The sequence below is a fragment of the Photobacterium sp. GB-210 genome, assembly GCF_003026075.1.
In the GTDB taxonomy this organism is placed as follows: Bacteria; Pseudomonadota; Gammaproteobacteria; order Enterobacterales; family Vibrionaceae; genus Photobacterium.
Genome location: NZ_PYNU01000011.1, coordinates 84,530 through 104,037 on the forward strand (window position 1 = coordinate 84,530; position 19,508 = coordinate 104,037).

Annotated in this window: 18 protein-coding genes; 9 read left to right on the top strand and 9 right to left on the bottom strand. The window is 36.8% G+C overall.

The window, feature by feature from the left end:
- Positions 1-198 precede the first annotated feature (198 nt).
- Positions 199-1,215 (bottom strand): Preprotein translocase subunit SecY, encoded by a 1,017-nt coding sequence (locus tag C9J38_RS13740; RefSeq protein WP_107207584.1) that lies wholly within the window; start codon positions 1,213-1,215, stop codon positions 199-201.
- 450 nt (positions 1,216-1,665) lie between these two features.
- Here C9J38_RS13740 and C9J38_RS13745 point away from each other — a divergent pair, with 450 nt between their 5' ends.
- The 3 genes from C9J38_RS13745 to ansB all read left to right on the top strand — a co-directional run bounded on the left by C9J38_RS13745 (position 1,666) and on the right by ansB (position 3,704).
- Positions 1,666-2,112, top strand: coding sequence for a hypothetical protein (locus C9J38_RS13745; RefSeq protein ID WP_233217771.1), 447 nt, complete (start codon positions 1,666-1,668; stop codon positions 2,110-2,112).
- Positions 2,113-2,169: 57 nt separating this feature from the next.
- A complete protein-coding gene (locus tag C9J38_RS13750) occupies positions 2,170-2,421 on the top strand; it encodes a hypothetical protein (RefSeq protein WP_107207585.1) in 252 nt (83 codons plus the stop codon).
- A 215-nt stretch (positions 2,422-2,636) separates the two neighbouring features.
- On the top strand, positions 2,637-3,704 hold the full coding sequence (ansB, locus tag C9J38_RS13755; protein WP_107207586.1) for an L-asparaginase 2: 1,068 nt from the start codon (positions 2,637-2,639) through the stop codon (positions 3,702-3,704).
- 99 nt (positions 3,705-3,803) lie between these two features.
- Here ansB and C9J38_RS13760 read toward each other — a convergent pair whose 3' ends face one another.
- The gene (locus tag C9J38_RS13760) at positions 3,804-4,583 is read right to left on the bottom strand and encodes a thioredoxin domain-containing protein (RefSeq protein ID WP_107207587.1); all 780 of its coding nucleotides are present in this window, start codon (positions 4,581-4,583) and stop codon (positions 3,804-3,806) included.
- Positions 4,584-4,848: 265 nt separating this feature from the next.
- On the opposite strand from C9J38_RS13760, the gene aphA reads away from it, so the two are divergent.
- Complete coding sequence (gene aphA / locus C9J38_RS13765; RefSeq protein ID WP_107207588.1) at positions 4,849-5,568, top strand: acid phosphatase AphA; 720 nt, start codon at positions 4,849-4,851, stop codon at positions 5,566-5,568.
- A gap of 43 nt (positions 5,569-5,611) precedes the next feature.
- Here aphA and C9J38_RS13770 read toward each other — a convergent pair whose 3' ends face one another.
- Entirely contained in the window at positions 5,612-5,944 is a 333-nt protein-coding gene (locus C9J38_RS13770) for a DUF3392 domain-containing protein (protein ID WP_107207589.1), read from the bottom strand.
- A gap of 256 nt (positions 5,945-6,200) precedes the next feature.
- Between C9J38_RS13770 and arfB the strand changes: the two genes are divergently transcribed.
- From arfB to C9J38_RS13785, 3 genes are all read left to right on the top strand, one after another.
- Positions 6,201-6,614: an alternative ribosome rescue aminoacyl-tRNA hydrolase ArfB gene (gene arfB / locus C9J38_RS13775; protein ID WP_107207590.1), complete on the top strand. Its 414-nt coding sequence runs from the start codon at positions 6,201-6,203 to the stop codon at positions 6,612-6,614.
- 130 nt (positions 6,615-6,744) lie between these two features.
- Entirely contained in the window at positions 6,745-7,194 is a 450-nt protein-coding gene (locus C9J38_RS13780) for a hypothetical protein (protein ID WP_107207591.1), read from the top strand.
- A 90-nt stretch (positions 7,195-7,284) separates the two neighbouring features.
- The gene (locus C9J38_RS13785; protein WP_107207592.1) at positions 7,285-8,172 is read left to right on the top strand and encodes an aspartoacylase; all 888 of its coding nucleotides are present in this window, start codon (positions 7,285-7,287) and stop codon (positions 8,170-8,172) included.
- Positions 8,173-8,259: 87 nt separating this feature from the next.
- On the opposite strand, the gene C9J38_RS13790 is transcribed toward C9J38_RS13785, so the two are convergent.
- The 4 genes from C9J38_RS13790 to C9J38_RS13805 all read right to left on the bottom strand — a co-directional run bounded on the left by C9J38_RS13790 (position 8,260) and on the right by C9J38_RS13805 (position 11,933).
- Positions 8,260-9,012 carry an ABC transporter ATP-binding protein gene (locus C9J38_RS13790; protein WP_107207593.1) on the bottom strand — a complete coding sequence of 251 codons (753 nt, stop codon included), beginning with the start codon at positions 9,010-9,012 and terminating at the stop codon, positions 8,260-8,262.
- A 1-nt stretch (position 9,013) separates the two neighbouring features.
- Complete coding sequence (locus tag C9J38_RS13795; protein WP_107207594.1) at positions 9,014-10,057, bottom strand: iron ABC transporter permease; 1,044 nt, start codon at positions 10,055-10,057, stop codon at positions 9,014-9,016.
- A complete protein-coding gene (locus tag C9J38_RS13800; RefSeq protein ID WP_107207595.1) occupies positions 10,054-11,211 on the bottom strand; it encodes an ABC transporter substrate-binding protein in 1,158 nt (385 codons plus the stop codon). Before C9J38_RS13800 ends, C9J38_RS13795 begins: the two co-directional genes overlap by 4 nt.
- A gap of 251 nt (positions 11,212-11,462) precedes the next feature.
- Positions 11,463-11,933 (bottom strand): hypothetical protein, encoded by a 471-nt coding sequence (locus C9J38_RS13805; protein WP_107207596.1) that lies wholly within the window; start codon positions 11,931-11,933, stop codon positions 11,463-11,465.
- A gap of 369 nt (positions 11,934-12,302) precedes the next feature.
- Between C9J38_RS13805 and C9J38_RS13810 the strand changes: the two genes are divergently transcribed.
- Both C9J38_RS13810 and C9J38_RS13815 read left to right on the top strand, forming a co-directional pair.
- Positions 12,303-12,902, top strand: a complete 600-nt coding sequence (locus C9J38_RS13810) for a nuclease-related domain-containing protein (RefSeq protein WP_107207597.1) — start codon at positions 12,303-12,305, stop codon at positions 12,900-12,902.
- Between the two features lie 292 nt (positions 12,903-13,194).
- A complete protein-coding gene (locus tag C9J38_RS13815; protein ID WP_107207598.1) occupies positions 13,195-14,307 on the top strand; it encodes an NADH:flavin oxidoreductase in 1,113 nt (370 codons plus the stop codon).
- A gap of 51 nt (positions 14,308-14,358) precedes the next feature.
- Here the strand turns inward: C9J38_RS13815 and C9J38_RS13820 are convergent, their stop codons facing one another.
- Together C9J38_RS13820 and C9J38_RS13825 are read right to left on the bottom strand one after the other, a co-directional pair.
- Positions 14,359-15,561, bottom strand: a complete 1,203-nt coding sequence (locus tag C9J38_RS13820) for an EAL domain-containing protein (RefSeq protein ID WP_107207599.1) — start codon at positions 15,559-15,561, stop codon at positions 14,359-14,361.
- Position 15,562: 1 nt separating this feature from the next.
- The gene (locus C9J38_RS13825) at positions 15,563-19,492 is read right to left on the bottom strand and encodes a transporter substrate-binding domain-containing protein (protein ID WP_107207600.1); all 3,930 of its coding nucleotides are present in this window, start codon (positions 19,490-19,492) and stop codon (positions 15,563-15,565) included.
- Positions 19,493-19,508 lie beyond the last annotated feature (16 nt).

Sequence of the window (19,508 nt, forward strand, 5' to 3'; positions counted from 1 at the left end):
AATGTGACTGGATTCTACAGAGGAATAATTGGGTAAGCTGTAATTAAAAATACATTATGTGATCATTTTCTGCTTTTAGAAAACTAACTGATAAGAAGTGTAACAAAGTAAGAATCTATTATTATATTGAGTCAAAAAAAGCCCGAAATAATTGCTTATTTCGGGCTGGTATTTTGGTTAATCTATCACAGTGATGCGTTAACTCGTCGTGGTTGTAAGTCCATGCCATTGGTAATGATTGTTAGGCTTTTTACTCACAATACCTTCATCCAATAGCTGTTTGAAAATACTATCAACCTCATCGGTTGAAATATTTAAAAACTTACTTACAGCGCGTTTACTGCAATTTACTTTGTTATGACTAAGCGCATCAACGGTTAATTCATAAGGGGTTTTAGGCTGTTCAGGTTCGACAATAATTTCTTCTGGCTCTTGCTCATGTACATTAACTTCTGATGTTCCAATCGTTGAAGGGTCAAAATGTTCTAGCAGTTTAGGTTGGTCAAATTCATTGTATCCTGCCATTTCTAACACTTTGTTATGGCGATACTGATGACGAAAACGATTCTCTTCACCTATTAACCCTACAAAGAATGCAGCAAAGAAATCTAATAATACTGATAGAAACACCACTAAACCTAACTGTGCGGCTTGAGGGGTTACATGTAACGATTCTGCAAGACTATCAATCAATCCTAAAACCGAGCCTTGGCTAACGACAGGAATGCTATCACGTTCCATTGCAAGCTTTTGTTGTTGCTTACGTAATTCATCATTTTGTTTTTGAATGCGTGCAACACCAGAGGCAATGCGCTCCATCTGGATGTATTTTTCTGCTGCGACGTTATTGAGATCAATTTGTTTTTCAATGGCTTCAATCTGCATGTTGAATGCATTGATTTTGCTTTTTTGAACGTTAACTTCACTTTGTGCTTTATTCGTTGCGCTGTTAATACCGCCAATAGATCCACCAATCGAAATTGCGGCAAGAACGGCGTAAAAAGTAAAAGCAGATAGTGTGCCAGTATAGTTACGACGTGCTTTACGTTCCCCAACTTCGTACCATGCGAAGAATTTTCCTAGTTCGAAAATAACCGCCAATCCACCAAAGAGAAACTTCATTAATGGATCATCATCAATGGAAAGGAATAATAGCAGCGAGAAGATGATAGAGGCGAGAATAGCTGCACCTGTGAAACTATAAACTGTCCACATCGCAAAAAATCCTTTCGGGTAGCGGATGTGACTTTTCTGATCGTAAAGCATAAATTAAGTCTGAGTAATGAGCGTTTGCTCGCTTGTCGTTATTAACGCCAAGCAAAAAAGGAGTCTATAGGATACCTTAAAATTGTTCCCAGCCCTTATAAAACCTAGCGTGTTGTGTTTTTTCGATGAAAATTTACACGCCGCTTTCATTGCTGTTTAAAATGCCACCATAGAGTGATTACAAACTAAACATAATCGAAGGTTAAATAAGACTACTGTGCAAAAAAGGGGGAATATCTAACATGATGTATAGTGGTCATTTATTGCTAAAGCTATGAGTCTTTATCCATCTTTTATATAAACTAATTAATACGGATTGAGATAAATTGTCATTATATTGACAAAAATATCTAGCATTATTTGAATAATAGGAACAATAAAGTAACCACAGGTAGTTTTGTGAAATATCAACCTCAGTCGAATGTGATGGGAAGTATCGATCAACAGGTTAGGGATAACACAACACCGATTTATTATACTGAAAGAGAACGCGTAATGTATGAGCGCTTAGGACAGTCCTATGCGTGGTACAAAATTATGGACGATGAATTATCGCTCATAGAGCAAAAGTGTCTAAGTGCTTTTTATGATACTTGGCCGCAATTGCAAAAGTTTGATTTTCAAAGTTATAAAGAAATTGTTAGTAATAAAGTTCATGTGATGTTTGAAATTCAACGTATTAAGACAAAATACCCGGCGTCAGAACAACAACAATCCTTTATAAATAACTTATTGATAAAAAGAGATTTATTGTATCCTGAATGGTTAAGAGCCAAAAAGTCTTTAGAGTATATAGAATCTGAAAAAGCCTATTTACGTGCCGTTAAAGATATCGCCCATAATTAATTATGTAAAAAGCTGACCTATACTTATTGTTAATTTAACGGTTAAGGAGGGTCAGTGATGTTCTTTACCAGTGAACATAAAATGACAAATGAAGAGCAATTTTTCATTAAGTCGCAGTATATGGGGTGCAATTTACCATCTAATTTACAATTACACCTTGCTTTAGTTTATGTTGATAATCAAACGTTTCAATGTGTTTGGGAAGCAGAATCTCTTGAAATGATTGAGCATTATGTCGATGCTCAATTAGCAGATTGTTGTCAGAGCCACTATTTTAAAGTTGATCCATTCTCAGCTATTGGTGCTTAAAAATTTGTTATTAATATAATTAATATGTTGTTCTGATGTGATGGATTAAAATATTACGTCTTATTAATGTTAATGCTTGTATTGCGTTATTCCTTTGTGTGATGAATATCGAATTATCATTTATATGAAGGGTGATTCTCTGCGCAAAAATGATTTCTATTAATAACTACTCTCAATTTATAAATATTTTGTAATAAATATCGAGAGAAGTATTAATGAAAAAGAATTTAGTTTGCTTAGGTATCTTGGTTGCTGGTTTAAGTTTTCAATCATCCTCTTTTGCTCAAGGTACTGAACTGCCTAATATTAAGATATTAGCAACGGGTGGAACAATAGCTGGTGCAGGGCAATCGGCAACAGGCAGTGCGTATACGTCAGGACAAGTCGGTATTGATGCCCTTATTAATGCTGTACCGGAAATGACAAAAATTGCCGATATCAGTGGCGAGCAAGTTGCGAATATTGGTTCGCAAGACATGAATGATCAGGTATGGCTTACGTTAGCTAAACGTGTCAATGAACTCTTAGCGAAAGACGATGTTGACGGTATTGTTATTACACATGGTACTGACACCATGGAAGAAACAGCATACTTTTTAAATTTAACCGTGAAGAGTGATAAGCCTGTTGTATTAGTGGGTGCAATGCGCCCATCAACCGCGATGAGTGCTGATGGACCTGTTAACTTATACAATGCTGTGATCACCGCTGCTGACACTGATTCAAAAGGCCGCGGTGTGTTAATGGCGATGAATGATGTGATTTTGGATGCGCGTGATGTCACTAAGACCAGTACAACAGCTGTCGATACATTTAAATCACCTAATTTTGGTGAGTTAGGTTATATCCATAATGGCGATGCGGTGTATCAACGCAGTCCAGAGCGTCATAATACGAAAGATTCTAGGTTTGATATATCGAAAGTGAAAACCTTACCTAAAGTCGGGATCGTTTATAACTATTCCAACGCCTCTGACTTACCTGTTAAAGCGCTAATTGATGCAAAATTTGATGGTATTGTGAGTGCTGGTGTTGGTAATGGTAATATTTATAAAGGTATTTTCGAACAACTCGCTAAAGCAAGTAAAGACGGGATCATGGTCGTTCGGAGTTCTCGTGTACCTACTGGCGCGACAACACTTGCGGCAGAAATCGATGACACTAAATATGGTTTTGTTGCATCCGGAACTCTAAATCCCCAAAAAGCCCGTATTCTATTAATGCTGTCATTAACGCAAACAAATGATTATCGTGATGTACAAAAGATGTTTCAGTATTACTAGATTATATTTATAGGCTTGAGTTTCGTGTTTACGTAGGTTTTTTATAGTAAAAAGCCAGTCTTCCTGACTGGCTTGATACTCGCTTAATAACGTACTGAATTATTTAGCGTTGCTCTTTACTTCCGCAATGGCATCTTTAAGCCCCTGAGGATCGTAGCCATTAATAATGTGAACATTGTCTGTGGTTACATTATCTGTTGGCATAACAATTAATGCCGGTGTTCCTTGAAAACCTAATTTACTAAATAGCTGGAAGTTGCCTTCAAAACTATTGTTTGCATCAAACTTACTAATATCAATGCCCAACTTAGTTGCAATATCATTAACATCTTGTTTGGTTAATTTGCCTTCATCTTTACCTGAGGCAAATACGGCATTATGGTATTTACTGTAAAGGTCACTGCCTTTATGGGCAAAAATCCAGTTACCCATATCTGCCGCATATTTTGAAGCTTCCCAACGTGATGCAAAGATTGGCGTTTCTTTGAAAATGAATTTTACATCGGGGTTTTCAGCTTCAAGTTGTTTCACGATAGGTGAAATTTTTGAGCAGAACATGCATTGGTAATCAAAAAACTCAATAACGTTTACTTTGGCATCTTTAGGGCCAACATATGGTGTTTTAGCATCTTTAATAAGTTGGTCAGCATAAGCGACAACAGTTTGCTTCGCTGATTGTACCTGCTTTTCCATCTGTTGCTTTTGCAGTGTTTCTGATGCTTTTACTAAAACTTCAGGGTGCTCAATAATATATTGGCTGGCAATCTTTTCAATTTGCGCTTTTTGCTCAGGGCTAAAGTCTTTATTATTAACTACTGTTGTTTCATTACAGCCAGCTAATAGTACTGTCACCATAAGCGGTAAAATTAGTTTTTTCATTTTATCTCTATACGTTAGATAGCGTATTAATTATCACCAATTAAATGATATAGAGTATGAATGTAACCTGAATCAAATTGTTAAATATTATAGAAATGTTTATTTTTAAATAAAAAATTCAATAGAAGAAAGTGAGTTAATTAAATTGTTATATAAAATATAGATCTTATTTTTCATTATTTGAAAATATCATTGTGATGTATTGCGCATAATTATGAATACTTTTGTTGTAAATTATTCATAACGAATGAACAGAGATCTTATTATGAATAAAAAAATTACATTATTAGCCGTTAGCTCATTATTTGCTTTATCTACACTTTCTACAGCGGCTTTTGCGGATCCTAAAGTACCGGCGACTGATCCTGGTTATAGTACGATCCAAATAATGGAAATGGGGCAACCAAAAGACGTCCATTGGATCTCAGTTAAGCAAATTGCTGAAAAATTAAAAGGTAAGCCACCAATGGCTGTCGGCTTTGACATTGATGACACGGTATTATTCAGTACACCGGGTTTCTATCGTGGTAAGCAGGAGTTTTCTCCAAATAGTTTTTCATACCTGCATGAGCAGAAGTTCTGGGATAAAATGAACTGTGAGTGGGAGAAATTTAGTTTACCAAAGCAAATAGGTAAAGAGTTGATTGCTATGCACCAAAAACGTGGCGATCAAATTTACTTTATTACAGGTCGTACAGCGTCAAAATGTGAAATTACCACGCAATATTTAAAAGATGTATTTGGTATTAAAAATATGCATAAGGTGATATTTGCAGGATCAAGTAAAACAGAATTTACTAAAACGCCTTACATAAAAGAAAATAATATTAAGTTATATTATGGTGATTCTGACGGTGATATTATTTCAGCTCGCAAAGCGGGAGCAGAAGGCATTCGTATTATGCGAGCTGCCAACTCAAGTAACCGACCAATTGCTAAAAATGGTGTTTTCGGTGAAGAAGTCGTGACTAATTCACAGTACTAGTTGTTAATGAATTTAAAAAAAGCGACCGTTATGGTCGCTTTTTTTATATATGTTTATTTCGTTGTGCCCAACAGCCAATAAAGATAAAAAAGATGCTTATAATACAAACTGACAAATAATTAGGAAGATTTAACAGCTCACGATATACCCAAGGTGATAAATTGATAATTAAAAAGCCATAACCGAAGGCATTGACGAGAATAAATACAATAGTCCTAATAATAAAATTGTAATGGGACAAATGCCTGCGTAAAAAACGATTAAAATCCCCACCGAAAACAACCAATGAACAAGCGACAATCGCGGTTGAAATATCATCTAACCAAGGACGAAGATCGTGTCCTAAATCAGATAAAAGACGAATAATGAGCTCCATGTAAGTATACTATTTCTGCTAAATAATGACGTTTGAGGGTAGTTGTGTTGATGATAAAAAACTAGTGTAGTAGTACAAACTTGCCAAGAAGATCACGGCATACAGAGATATACTTAACTGGCTTCTATTACAGTATTTAGATCCTTGTTGTGGCTCTGAGTATGAAGAAGGCATAACTATTTCTTTCCATATTGCTATATAACGATTTAACGCTCTCTATGGTAAAATTGACGTAAGAAATGCAGAGAGTAAATACATGTTAGTTATTTCAAATTCAGTCCAACTTGCCGATTGGGAAATAGAGCTTACCGCTATCCGAGCTCAAGGTGCTGGTGGTCAGAACGTCAACAAAGTGTCGAGCGCAATCCATTTGCGGTTTGATATCAATCGTTCATCCTTACCTGGCTTTTACAAAGAACGCCTTTTAAAACTATCTGATAGCCGTATCACAAAAGAGGGTGTCATTGTTATTAAAAGTCAACAACATCGTACCCAAGAGATGAACCGTGATGAAGCGTTAGCACGTCTAAAAACACTTATTCAAAGTGTTATGACAACACAAAAAGCGCGTAAAGCGACACGTCCTACGAAAAACTCACAGGTACGTCGTGTCGATAAGAAAACCCAGCGAGGGAAAACCAAAAACCTCAGAGGTAAAGTGAATTTTTAACCAATATTAATGTGACCTTTGCGGCATAAGTTGCTGTAAAGAAGTGACATTGTGATACCAAACCGAATATCTTTGCTATCAATAGCTGTGTAAATACTTTATTGCATTTATTTATTATTGGGTGGCAGGGATGTTTGAGAAAAAAACACTTCAACTTTTACAGTTGTTTTATCGTGAAACAGAGCGCGTACGTTTATTCACTTTAGACGATCTCCTGCCATTAGCTGTTGAACAGCAACAACAAATGAATCTATGGTTAGAAACCAAACGCAATTTTGAACACAATGAAATTGTGGAGCAGGTATGGTTAAAAACTTGTAGTGCAGGGTACATAACAGAGTTAAGGTTACATGATGACGGAACGCTTGATGAATACACGCTATTCAATCGTCTACACACCACTGGCTATTGGGAGCTAGTAGATGGAGCGATCGAAATAGAAATTAAAAAAGCAGAAAATACCTATCGCTTTACTGTCTTTGCTAACCGTCACGCTAATATCCATTCCGCCATCGAGTACAAAAATGGCGAGCTGCATTCGTATCTTAAATTAGCGCAAACACGACCTATTAAATTCTAATCTATAGCTTTTTGGTTGATAAAATAGACTGGTATCGATGTATATTATCAGTACACTGATAAAAAGGTTTGGATATTAGGAAGGTCAAGGATGAGTAAGATAAATAAAGTTGCAGTTGTTGGTGGTACTCACGGTAATGAATTTAGTGGTATTTACTTACTCAAAAAGTGGCAAAGTGATCCCCTACAATTAGCGCGTGAGAGTTTTTCTGTCGACACTGTCTTTGCTAACCCAAAAGCATACGGTGAAAATAAGCGATATGTTGATCATGATTTGAATCGCCAATTTGGTATTGATGATCTCGTGAATAATGAGCTGACGAGTTATGAACAGACTCGCGCTAAAGCAATTAATCAGCAAATTGGACCAAAAGGAAAGGCAAATACTGATTTTATTATCGATCTGCATAATACCACCAGTAATATGGGACCTTCGTTAATCTTACTTCAGTCTGATCTATTTAATCGTCAGTTAGGGGCGTATGTTAAGTCTAAAATGCCAAAAGCAGTGGTGGTATTTGAAGATCATACCTCTGTTAATGAGCATTTATTTCTTTGCTCAATTGCCAAGCAAGGTGTGATCGTTGAAATAGGGCCGCAACCACAATCGGTTATCCGTCAGGATGTATTAGATTGGATGGAAGCGATGACAAAACATATTTTGGATTTTGTTCATTTAAATAACACTAATGAAGTGCCTGACTTACCTGCAAGTTATGACGCTTACCGTTATGAAGAAACCCTCAAGCTTCCAGTAGATGAACAAGGGGAGCGAATTGGTATGGTTCATCAATCTGTTCAAGATAATGATTTTGAACCACTGCGCTCAGGCGACCCTATTTTCACCTTGTTCGATGGTACAGAGATTTTCTGGGAAGGGGATTATGAAGCGTACCCTCACTTTATTAATGAAGCCGCTTATTATGATAATAATCTTGCGATGTCATTAGGTAAGAAAATCGTGGTATCAACAAACTAATATTTAGCCCATATCATAAGTCATCAAATACTTGCCCGTAACAGACGCACATTGTTCTGTTACGGGCTTTTTAGTTGTTATTATTATTTAATGCGTTGTTTTCAAGACTACAATAGGGGTGTGATCAACCATAATGATATGCGAATCAACATTAAATACCGCAGAAATAAGCTCACTCGTTACTGTTGTTTTAGGCGAGCCATAATCAAATAATTTGCCGTTATGTAGTACAGCAATATGGTCGGCATATTGAAGCGCCAAGTTAAGATCGTGGATCACCATAATTACACATGCCCCTGTGCGTTTAGTATAGGAGCGAACATAATTGAGTAATCGCAATTGGTTTTGCATATCAAGTGCTGAAGTTGGCTCATCTAACAGCAATACTTTAGGGGTGTTTATTAACGCTTGGGCAAGTCCTACCATTTGGCTTTCACCACCAGAGAGTGCAAAACATTGTTTATTAGCGAGATGTAAAATCCCCATATCTTTTAATAAGAATAACCCTTGCTCTGCACTTTCTTTTTTCGCGATCAAAGACGTTGAGTGAATGTTCATTGTCGTGATCAATAACTCGAGTACCGTAACGTTAGCGTGGATACGATGCTCTTGCGGTAAATAGCCTATATCCTTTAATGAAAGCGGTTGTTTAAGGTATCGAATTTGTTCAGGATATTGTTTAAGCAGCGCAGTCATTTGGCGCAAGAGTGTCGATTTACCTGCACCGTTTTTTCCTATCAAGGCTACCATTTCGCCGCAGTGAATAGTGGGCAATGTTAAGTCATTCAAGACCGACTGTTTACCAAATGTCACTGTGACATGATTGATATCAAGGCTCATGCTAGCGTCCCCCTTTTTTAATCACAAGAAAGATAAAGAAAGGGATCCCAACAATCGACATTACAACAGTAAGAGGCAAAATGATCCCTGGCATAATTGCTTTACTCGCAATAGAGGCTAACTCTAATAATACCGCTCCAACTAAGAATGATGCGGGCAAGAAGAAGCGTTGATCTTCACCTAAAACCATCCGTGCAATATGCGGAGCCACTAAACCTACAAATCCGACTGCGCCAACAAATGAAACCGAGATAGAAGTAATAATTGAAACTAACACTAAGGTCTTCATACGTAGACGTTTGACATTAATTCCCATCGATTCTGCACGTTCTTGTCCCATTTTTAATGAAGATAATCGCCAAGCATCTTTCATCATAATGATTAATACAATGGGTAACAAAATCAGTAAGAAAACAATTTTTTCCCAGCTACCGCGATCTAGCGATCCCATTTGCCAGAAGACTAAAGTTTGCAATTGGGTTTCGCTGGCAATGTATTGCATCATGATCAGCAAACTATCGTATGCAAACATAACGGCAACACCAAATAACATCACACCTTCAATTGAAATACGCCTTATCGATGAAATCCCTGCGATCAATAACGTCGTTAATAAACACATAATGAACGCCATCACGGCTATTTGATATTGTGCTGGGATAAAGGGTAGAGCAACAACATGGGTGATAACTAAAGACGCGCCGAATCCTGCCGCTGCTGAAACGCCAAAGGTATAAGGATCCGCTAGCGGGTTACGCAATGTTGTTTGCATTTGTGCGCCTGCCAAGGCTAATGCCCCCCCAATAAAAGGCGCCATGAGTGACATTGGCATACGTATATCCCATACAATGACTCGACTGGCGATAGCACTTTGGCTTGGTGAAAAAATCGCTTGGATCACTTGTGAAAAAGAGAGGCCTTGTGAGCCAATAAGCACATCAATAATGACAAATAACACACTTAATATGGCAAGGCTGATCAGTGCGATTCTTTTATTACGAGAACGAATATGGTGAGCTCTCAATTCAACTGTAATGCTATTCACTGATTCATTGCCTTGAAGTTATCTTGACCAAACTGACCACTCAGATGACGATGACCAAACTTAAGGTTCATCTCTTCAAATGTCTTTTCTGGCTGTAACGTTGAAAAAAGTGAAGGGTGTAACCATTTTGCAAAATACTCAATCGCCACTAAGTTATACGGCGAGTTGTAAAATGGCATATAAATCGAATAAACATTCTTTTGTTGATACGCTGTTAGTGCTTGTAGCCATGGTCGATTCATCAAATCGGTGGTCGCTTGTTTAATTGCAGCATGGTTAGGAGAGTAACCAAGAGGAATCCCACTTGTTGGCTGACCGTCATTGGTGATCCAACCGGTTGTTTGCATAATATAAACATCAGGCTGTGAGGTAATGACTGTCTCTGGTGACATCTGTCCAGTTTCAGAACCATCAAGTGGCGCTATCGCAATATTTTCAGCTTTAAGCATTGGGATGTAAGCGCCCATATTACCATTAGCAAAAGTACGGCAGCAGGAGTCACTGTAACCTGCAGCGCGTTCAATAAACACGCGCGGAGTCGGTGTGTTTGGGTGCTGTGCCAGTGTCTCTTTTATCACATTCAAGTGACTTGTATAGTATTTGGCGAATGCATCGCCTTGCTTTGAGCGGTTAACAGCATCAGCGAAAACCTGTACTGATTTCACTGTGTTTTTGAGTGGATTTTCACGGAAATCGACCGTTAATACTTTAATGCCAGCATCATTGAGTTTTTTCAATAAGCCTTTATCTTCAGCCAACTTAATATTTGATAGATCAACAATAAAAAGATCAGGTTTAGGTTTTAGATTAATAAACCGTTCAACATCAAATTCTCCAGACTTAATAAGACCAATAGTCGGAACATTTTTTAGTGAGGGGTATTGCTTAATATAGCTAGCATACATGCTTGGCGCTGAAACTCGCATATCATCTCTTGCCGCAACAAGGTGCTTTTCTGCTTCTTTTTGATAAATAATTTCTAGCAATGGAAAAATTCGACTGGTTGAAAGTGCAATGTTTTGAGGTTGATGATCAAAGGTAACTTGTCTACCCGCAACATCCGTTACTGTGATGGGATAGGTGCTTGCTAAAGCGATATTGGAAACTGTTAAGCCAACAGTTAGAGAAAGCAACGTTTTAATGGGCGTTTTCAAAATGGCTATCCTTAAAAAATTTTCGAAATAGTAATGATAATAATTATCGTTATAAATGTGTTTTATTGAGAGATAAGGATCCATTAATGAATGGTAATAAGATTTATTAACATTTACTGGTGTGTCAGTTTTAGATTAGTTGCAAGGGGAGAAGTGATCGTGAAACGTATCGGAGAGTAAGGATCCAAGAAAATGAATATTTGAGTATCACTAAATAGTACTTGGATCTCTTGTTGATATTAAGGCTTTGATTACAGTGCGTTTACTGCTGCGGTAAAACCGTCAGCCGATAAGTTGAAACCTGCGATGTCAACGTAGTTTTTAGTTTGAAATAGGTCAAGAACTTGCGACATTTGTGCGCCATTATTACTGGCGTAAGCATAGGCCGTACAGGTGTTATTGCTTGGATCGAAGCTAGTAGATACACGTAATAAGGTTTGTTTAGCCACATTGTAATTACTTAGCGCTGAAACATATTTCCAACTTTTACATACACTTTGGTTAGTAGGCATATGGTCGATAAAGTCGATACGGGCGAGTTGATGTGAGCCGCTACTAAAGTGAAAAACATAGGTTTGATTGCCAAAATCAGTTTGAGTGATCAACTCATTTTTGGACGGGACAGCTTGGTAGGTATTATGTTGAGTGGTATCAGCAAAAGCATTAGAAATACTAAAAACAGAAAAAGTAAGTGCAACAAGTGAGGTAGAACGCTTAAACACTAATATAACTCCACGAAATTAGATTTTAATTAAAGCCTAATAACATGCCTTTTACGCATTCATAATGCAAATATTTTACTATGAAACAGCGGTATAATTAAATTCCATTTGTAGAAATAGAAGTAAAATTTAAACGATACTCAAATAGTTGTATTTCATGATTTGTATAATAGCTTTATATGTAACGCCATGTGTATTTTTCAATATAATTTCATGTGTATTAAAACGTTACATTTTTGACCTTTAAAAACAGTAAATATACTGCCATATTTTTGACTTAGTATTTTATCTCTAAAAACGTTAATTTTTTCACTTAAATAATGTTAGACAGAGGCGTAATCGTTCTTACTGGAATGGATAACCTAATTCATGGATATGACATCAATAATATTTAATGCTCTACAGCCTTTATGTTGGATTATTCCGGTTGTTTTTATTCTGTTTTTAGTAAATTCACCGTGGTTTAAAGGTCGTGCAGGTGAATTAATTGTTCATTACCGATTAAAACTTTTGCCAGCAAAACATTACAAAGTATTAACTAATGTAACCTTGCCTACTGAAAGTGGTACAACGCAAATTGATCATCTTGTTGTTTCTCAATACGGTATTTTTGTCGTGGAAACGATAAATATTAAAGGGTGGATTTTTGGTGGGACCTATCAGTCAGTATGGCAACAAGCATCGTTTAATCGCTCATCAGTATTTAAAAACCCGTTACATCAAAATGCTCAACATACTAAGACACTTCAATATTTATTGGGTGTTGATGAAACGGCATTTCATTCCGCAGTGGTTTTTGTTGGTGATTGTACTTTTAAAACCGAGATGCCTGATAATGTAGTCAAATCAGTAAGTGCAATGATGCATTATATCCATACATTTAAGGCACCGTTATTTACAGACCAGCAGTTACAGCAATGGGTTGCGAGTATTGAAAGGACATCATTTAACCCAGATCTTTGCAACTAACGGTTAAGTAAAAGTATTATGATGAGCTAAATTACTCGCAAGACTGCGCTCTATATACAGAGGGTATGTGGATATATTCCGTTTTTAAGCCAAATTATTACTTTTACGTGCTACAGAACTGCCTTTAACTTAATCCAGATTAAAGTTTTCACCTTCCTTTATCAGTACTATCCCCTCCATCTGTTCAAAGTTGACAGATATTAGAAAAAAGAACCGATACCTTGATCGTGTCGCTGTTCTTTTTGTTCTTCAATCTGATGATAAATCATAAAAAGATGTAAGAGGCTTCACCTTGAGTAATTTGTTTTCTACAACTCACATTGGTTCGATGACGTTAAAAAATCGCTTTGTACGCAGTGCAACGTGGGAAAATATGGCGACAGAAGAAGGTCATATGACAGATAAGCTTTATGCTATCTATGAAGAGCTTGCCAAAGGTGAGGTTGGTTTAATTGTCACGGGTTATGCCAATATTGTAGAAGAAGAAAAGCCGAATGCAGGCATGATGGGGATGTATAACGATTCTTTTATTGAAGAATATAAAAAGCTTACAGAGCTTGTACATCAATATGATTCAAAAATTGTCATGCAGTTAGCCTATGGTGGCACGAAAACAACCTATAATCTTGGCGAACGTGTTATTTTTGCACCTAGTGCCGTGTGTGAAAAAAGTACCCAAACATTGGGTAAAGCAATGACACAAAAAGAAATTGATTACATCGTTAATGCATTTGCCCAAGCAAGCTTACGTGCTCAACAATCGGGTTTTGATGGTGTAGAAATTCATGCGGCGCATACTTATTTAATAAATCAGTTTTTAAGCCCTTACTACAACCAACGTGAAGATCAGTACGGCGGTAGCCTTGAAAATCGTATGCGTTTCTTAATTGAAATTTACGATGCGATCAGAAAGTTAGTCGGTAAAGATTTCCCGATCCTAGTGAAATTAACCGCGACAGAATTTTTTGAAGGTGGATTAACTTTTGAAGAAACGCGTGTTATTTGTAAAAAACTGGAAGCGATTGGGGTTGATGCCATTATCATCTCAGGCAATATTCATGGCAAAGCCGATACTATGGTTGGTGAAGTGCATGATGGTTATGAGATTCAAGCGGAAGGTTACTTTAGCGAATATGGCCGTGTGATAAGTGAAGACGTTAAAGTGCCTGTTATGACTGTTGGTGGCTTAAGTAATTACTGTGCAATTGAAGCGCTTGCTGATAATACAAATATTGAATTGTTTGCGTTTTCACGTCCGCTACTGACGGAGCCACAACTGATCAAACGTTGGAAAGAGGGGGATCGGATCGATGTTGAGTGTGAAAGATGCTCAAAATGTCGAACTCGCCGTGGGAATTTTTGTGTGACCTCTAAAACGCGAAAAGCTGAAATTGCAGCATTGTAATTTTTAAGAGGGCATAAGAAGAGTTAGTGTTCAAAAACACTAACTCTTTTTTTATTCAGCGGGAGTAATAGCAAGTGAGGCGCTTTTTTGTTGCCACTGCTGATACCATTGCTCAATACTGTCATATGGCAAAGGGGGAGATATAAAATATCCCTGTGCTTGTTGACAGTGCATTTCCTGTAATTGCTTCCATAAAGCAAGGTTTTCAACGCCTTCAGCAATAGTGATTAAATCTAAGCGTTTAGTGAGTAGTAAGCATGATTCCACAATGGCTTGTGCCGTAATGCTTGTTGGTAATGCCTGAATAAAGCCAAGATCAAGTTTAAGGGAATTAAACGTTAATGTTTCTAACTGCTTAAGTGACGAATAGCCAGTACCAAAATCATCAATGGATAAAACAAACTCGTGCATACTCAAGCGTGATGCAGACTCAATGGCTTCACCGACTGATTCAAATATATCGGACTCTGTTAGTTCAAAATATAACCATTGATTTAAATCGTAATATTGTTCTTTTAATTTCAGTACGCAGTTGATGAAATGTGGATCAGCCAATGTTTTAGATGAAATATTTATCGCAATTTTTCGATTATGGAAATATGAACGATAACAAATTACGTAATGAATAATGTAAATTGCTAATTGCTTTTCTTTATTGTGCGCCATGATTTGATCAATAAACTGGTAAGCCGGAACCGTACCATATTCAGGATGCACTAAACGTATTAACGCTTCACAAGCAACCCATTCACCTGTTTCAAGCGATACGATAGGCTGAAAGTAAGGCACAAACCAGTATTGTTTAAAGGCGAGATCGATAAAGGCTTCATCCAATTTTATATCACAAGACGGTAGGCGTTCAGGTAATGCATTAGTTTGCTTTGCTGTTTCAATTAAAGCACTAATTTGCTTTAAACAGGTAGGTTTAGCCAATGTGCCTAATAAATTAAGTTTATAGTTAAGACACATTTTCTCAACACTGGCTAAGATATCTTGTTTCAAGGCGCTGGTGATTATAATAGCACCCTTAAACTGCTGTTTTGCAATATGACCAAGAAAACTGATGCCATCCATTTCCGGCATATTTAAATCACACAACAATAACTGTGGTTGATATTGCTGCATAATTTTTAATGCTTCGGCACCGTTAACCGCGCAATGAATTTCATCATTAACAGGATCGATAATACGAGCTAACTGCGTTGTTAGCACTTGGCGCTGAAAATCATGATCTTCTATCAATAGTATGCGCATTTTAGTTACCTTTTAAATTATCGATTTGTTGAGTGAGTTGACCAACTAAAGCTATTAATGATTCATAATGGTGCTGTAAAGTCTCTATTCTATGCTGTTGAATATCCTTTTCCACATCGATGCAAAGTGCATCAAGCTGGTGGAACGTCATGACGCGAGCTGCACCTTTAATTCGATGAATAATTAAGCCTACTAATTCAATATTATTTTCGTTAATAGCCATATTCAATTCATGCTGGTCTTTAATACATGATGCAAGATACTGATCGAGCAATGTATAGGCTGTTTCACTATCACCGAAGATATCAATAAGCTCGTTAATATTAACTAAATCCGTTGTGCTTTCACTATCCGTTAACGTATTAGGGACGAGGTGCTCATATGTTGACGTGACATTGTCACAATTTCTACTCGGTAGCCATTGGTTTAATACGGTATTTAATTCATCTAATGTTATTGGCTTAATTAAATACGCATCAAATCCAATCTCTTTAAAAAATTGTTCGTTAGATAGCGCATCTGCTGTTAACGCCAATACAGGAAGAGGCTTAGCAGCTTTTATCTGTTCTTGTTTACGAATGGCTTTAACCAGCTCAAAACCATCAAGCTCTGGCATATGGCAATCTGTTAGTAATAGATCATATGAATTCTTGCTTAATGCATCTAGTGCTTTTTGACCGTTATCGACAATATCAACGGCATAGTTAAGTTGCTCTAGTTGTTGTTTAAGGATCTGCTGGTTAATAGGGTGATCTTCTGCAACCAGAATGTAACGCCCTTTTGCAACAGCCTGCTCATAGGTGTATACACGCTTTTCTGTGGTGGTTATATCAGGGAATAGGGTATTTTTACAGGTCTGTTTTGCTAGCGCTTGATAGAACAGATTCGGCAATAATGGATTACAAGAAATGATATAACCTTCCGAGGTGCTTTGAGTGAAAAAATGGCTCGGAGAGCTAATTGTAATAACGTTTATTGACGGTAAATTAGCCTTAAACCATGCTGCATCAATATTGTGATCAGTAAGCCATGTGTCTTTCACGATAATCGTATTGATTTTATTCGTTAGAATGAATGCTGGTAATTTAGCTTTATTTGCAATTGCAATTTTTGTGTATGAGCAATGCCATGATTGTAAATATAACTCTAAAAACTGCTCGTCAATATCGCCCAAAAAGCCACAATGTTTATGTAACGGCTTGACAGATTTCTTTTCAACAACAGTGAAGGGGATCGTAACACTAAATGTAGTGCCAACATTAATGTCACTTTTCGCTACAATTTCACCCCCCATTAGTTGGGCTAATTGGTGGCAAATGGATAAACCTAGCCCTGTACCACTAAAGCGACGGTTACTGTTTTGCTCAACTTGAACAAATGGTTGAAATAAACGCTCTAAATCTTTAGGTTTAATACCAATCCCCGTATCAGTGATAGAGAATGTCAGCTTTTGTTCTGATGCTGATTCTTGGATCATATCAACAGCCAGATGAATGTTTCCTTGCACGGTAAACTTAATCGCATTGTTAATAAGATTATTAAGAATTTGCGTTAAACGTACTTCATCAAACAGCAAACAGTGTGCGATGGAAGGATCGAGCCACAAGGTGAATGTAATTTCTTTTTGCTGTGCATGAATAGAGTGGGGCTGTACTAATTCATGAATAAGATCCGAAATATTATTTTCACTTGGGTTAATACTGAGCTTACCAGCTTCAATTTTCGAAAAATCTAATACATCATTGACAATGTTGAGCAAGTTACGCCCTGATTGTGACAAATTATGATGAATTTGGCGTAATTCATTAGTTTTCGCATGTGGTTCCATTAGCTCTAATAAACTTAGAATTCCGCTGATTGGCGTGCGGATCTCGTGGCTCATCATGGCCAAGAAGCGTGATTTAGATTCAGTCGCAGCCAGTGATTTCTCGTTAGCTTCCATTAGTGCTACTTGTTGTTCTTTGGTTTGCGAAATATCTAGAATAATAGTATTCCACTGCCAACCGTTTTCAACTTCCGATATTTGGCAACGTAGTTCTATCCAGCGCGGTTTAAGCGTGTTGGAATGAATTTGTAAATTAGTACTCCAATAGCCAATAGAAACTGCCTGTTGCATTGTTAAATAAAGAGATTCGAAGTCTTCACGCTGTTTCAAAATATCAATTAATAAAGCCGGATCTTCGTATAGTTTAGATGCATCACAATCAATGAATAGATTGATTTTTTCGCTAATGAATAAAAATTCAATATCAAATGGGTTTGCACTGTATTGTAAGTGTTGAATCAAAACACCATCAAAATTATTCGTTAGATAAGTTAGCTTTTGTTCGGCATTTTTCCGTTGTGTGATCTCTCGACTTAAACGACGATTCCAATAGATAATTACAGTAATAATACTAAAAATTACTGTTGTAACTATGATCGCCCAGCCAATGATTTGGCTGTAATTAACGTCAGATTTTATGGTTATAGAATGCCACTTTCTAAAACTATTCGTTAGATCTTCTGGTGGCAATGTCATTATCACTTTATTAATGATATTTCTTAGCTGAAGATTGTTATTATCTACTGCAAAATTAATTGAACGTTGGTGGTTATCCAACTTGCTAGGGACAATTTTTAATTGGCCAAGGTATTCATTTTGTAACAACACATGCGCTTGGCTAAGTGAAATAACAGCATAATCGATTTGATCATTAATCAATGCAGCAAGCATGTCATTTCTTGAATCAAAACTAATAGTTTTATTATCTGGGTATAAGTTTAAAGCAAGGTTTTTAACAAAACTTGATTTAATAACACCAATACTATTTTTAGGTGTAATTCCGTAGCTATTTCGTTTTGATATTTTATTTACAATAACCCAGCCTTCTTGCCCATAAGGCATGCTAAAAAGCAGTTCTTTTTTCCGTAATGATGACGTGGCAACGGCGCTAAGAATATGTATATCCCCTTGTGCAAGCAACGCTTTAGCTTGGGAGTAGTCATTAATATGGATAAACTCATAATTAATACCGAGCCCTGAACTCATTTTTTGAGCGATATCTTCAACTTGCAGATATAGAATATCTTCATCTTTTAGACGATTATCATCAAATTGGTAACCAATTTTTAGCGTAGCTAAAGACTCAAGAAAATGACTTTCATCGCCAGTAAGTTTAATCTTACTCGGATCCTTGAGTAGAGCAATTTGATTACTTGTCAGCCATTTATTGTGAAGCCAATTTATTTCTGTTTTAGATAGGGCAACGATAGTGCTATTGAGTTGTTTGATAATGGCACTATTTTTTATTGAACTTGCAAGATGCAACTGCTCTAAAGGTAATTGTTCAAGTATTGTTACTTCAAATGGGATCGATGGATCATTACTTTTTAGTAGCTTATTTAAAAGAATTGAATTGCCGATGTAAGCGTCAGCCACGCCTCTTTTAACAGAATTGAGAGCGGTTTTTGAATCAGTCATTGAAATCGTGGTAATACTTTCGTTAACTTGAGGTAATAAACCACTAAGAACACTGTTCTCTTCAATGGCGATTATCTTGTCATCAAAATTTAAGAGAATATTAGAAGACGAATAGCTAAGCATTGCGTAAGGAAAAGCCAATAGAGGCTCACTAAATGCAAAAAACTTTTCTCTTTCTGCACTGTTGCTTACCCCTATGGCAACATCAAGCTCATCGCGTGCTAATGCTGTTAGAATTTCAGTCGGCGTATCATAAACAATATTTTCAATAGTGTACCCAGCGTTATGGCTGATAATTGACATATAGTCAGGTAATAGCCCTACGACTTCTTGCTTTTTATTGAGTGAGGATAACGGTGACCAATCTAATGAAAGGTATCCAACTTTTAATGTTGTTTTTTGAACATTGTCATCAGCCCAGGTTAATGAGCTAATAAATAAAATTATTAGTAAAGTAAAGTGACGCATGACTTAATTCTCATTA

Bases quoted from the DNA above. Each gene is read 5' to 3' on its own strand.
- C9J38_RS13740 (WP_107207584.1), bottom strand. From the start codon at position 1,215: ATGTGGACAGTTTATAGTTTCACAGGTGCAGCTATTCTCGCCTCTATC.
- C9J38_RS13750 (WP_107207585.1), top strand. From the start codon at position 2,170: ATGTTCTTTACCAGTGAACATAAAATGACAAATGAAGAGCAATTTTTC.
- ansB (WP_107207586.1), top strand. From the start codon at position 2,637: ATGAAAAAGAATTTAGTTTGCTTAGGTATCTTGGTTGCTGGTTTAAGT.
- C9J38_RS13760 (WP_107207587.1), bottom strand. From the start codon at position 4,583: ATGAAAAAACTAATTTTACCGCTTATGGTGACAGTACTATTAGCTGGC.
- aphA (WP_107207588.1), top strand. From the start codon at position 4,849: ATGAATAAAAAAATTACATTATTAGCCGTTAGCTCATTATTTGCTTTA.
- C9J38_RS13770 (WP_107207589.1), bottom strand. From the start codon at position 5,944: ATGGAGCTCATTATTCGTCTTTTATCTGATTTAGGACACGATCTTCGT.
- arfB (WP_107207590.1), top strand. From the start codon at position 6,201: ATGTTAGTTATTTCAAATTCAGTCCAACTTGCCGATTGGGAAATAGAG.
- C9J38_RS13780 (WP_107207591.1), top strand. From the start codon at position 6,745: ATGTTTGAGAAAAAAACACTTCAACTTTTACAGTTGTTTTATCGTGAA.
- C9J38_RS13785 (WP_107207592.1), top strand. From the start codon at position 7,285: ATGAGTAAGATAAATAAAGTTGCAGTTGTTGGTGGTACTCACGGTAAT.
- C9J38_RS13790 (WP_107207593.1), bottom strand. From the start codon at position 9,012: ATGAGCCTTGATATCAATCATGTCACAGTGACATTTGGTAAACAGTCG.
- C9J38_RS13810 (WP_107207597.1), top strand. From the start codon at position 12,303: ATGGATATGACATCAATAATATTTAATGCTCTACAGCCTTTATGTTGG.
- C9J38_RS13820 (WP_107207599.1), bottom strand. From the start codon at position 15,561: ATGCGCATACTATTGATAGAAGATCATGATTTTCAGCGCCAAGTGCTA.
- C9J38_RS13825 (WP_107207600.1), bottom strand. From the start codon at position 19,492: ATGCGTCACTTTACTTTACTAATAATTTTATTTATTAGCTCATTAACC.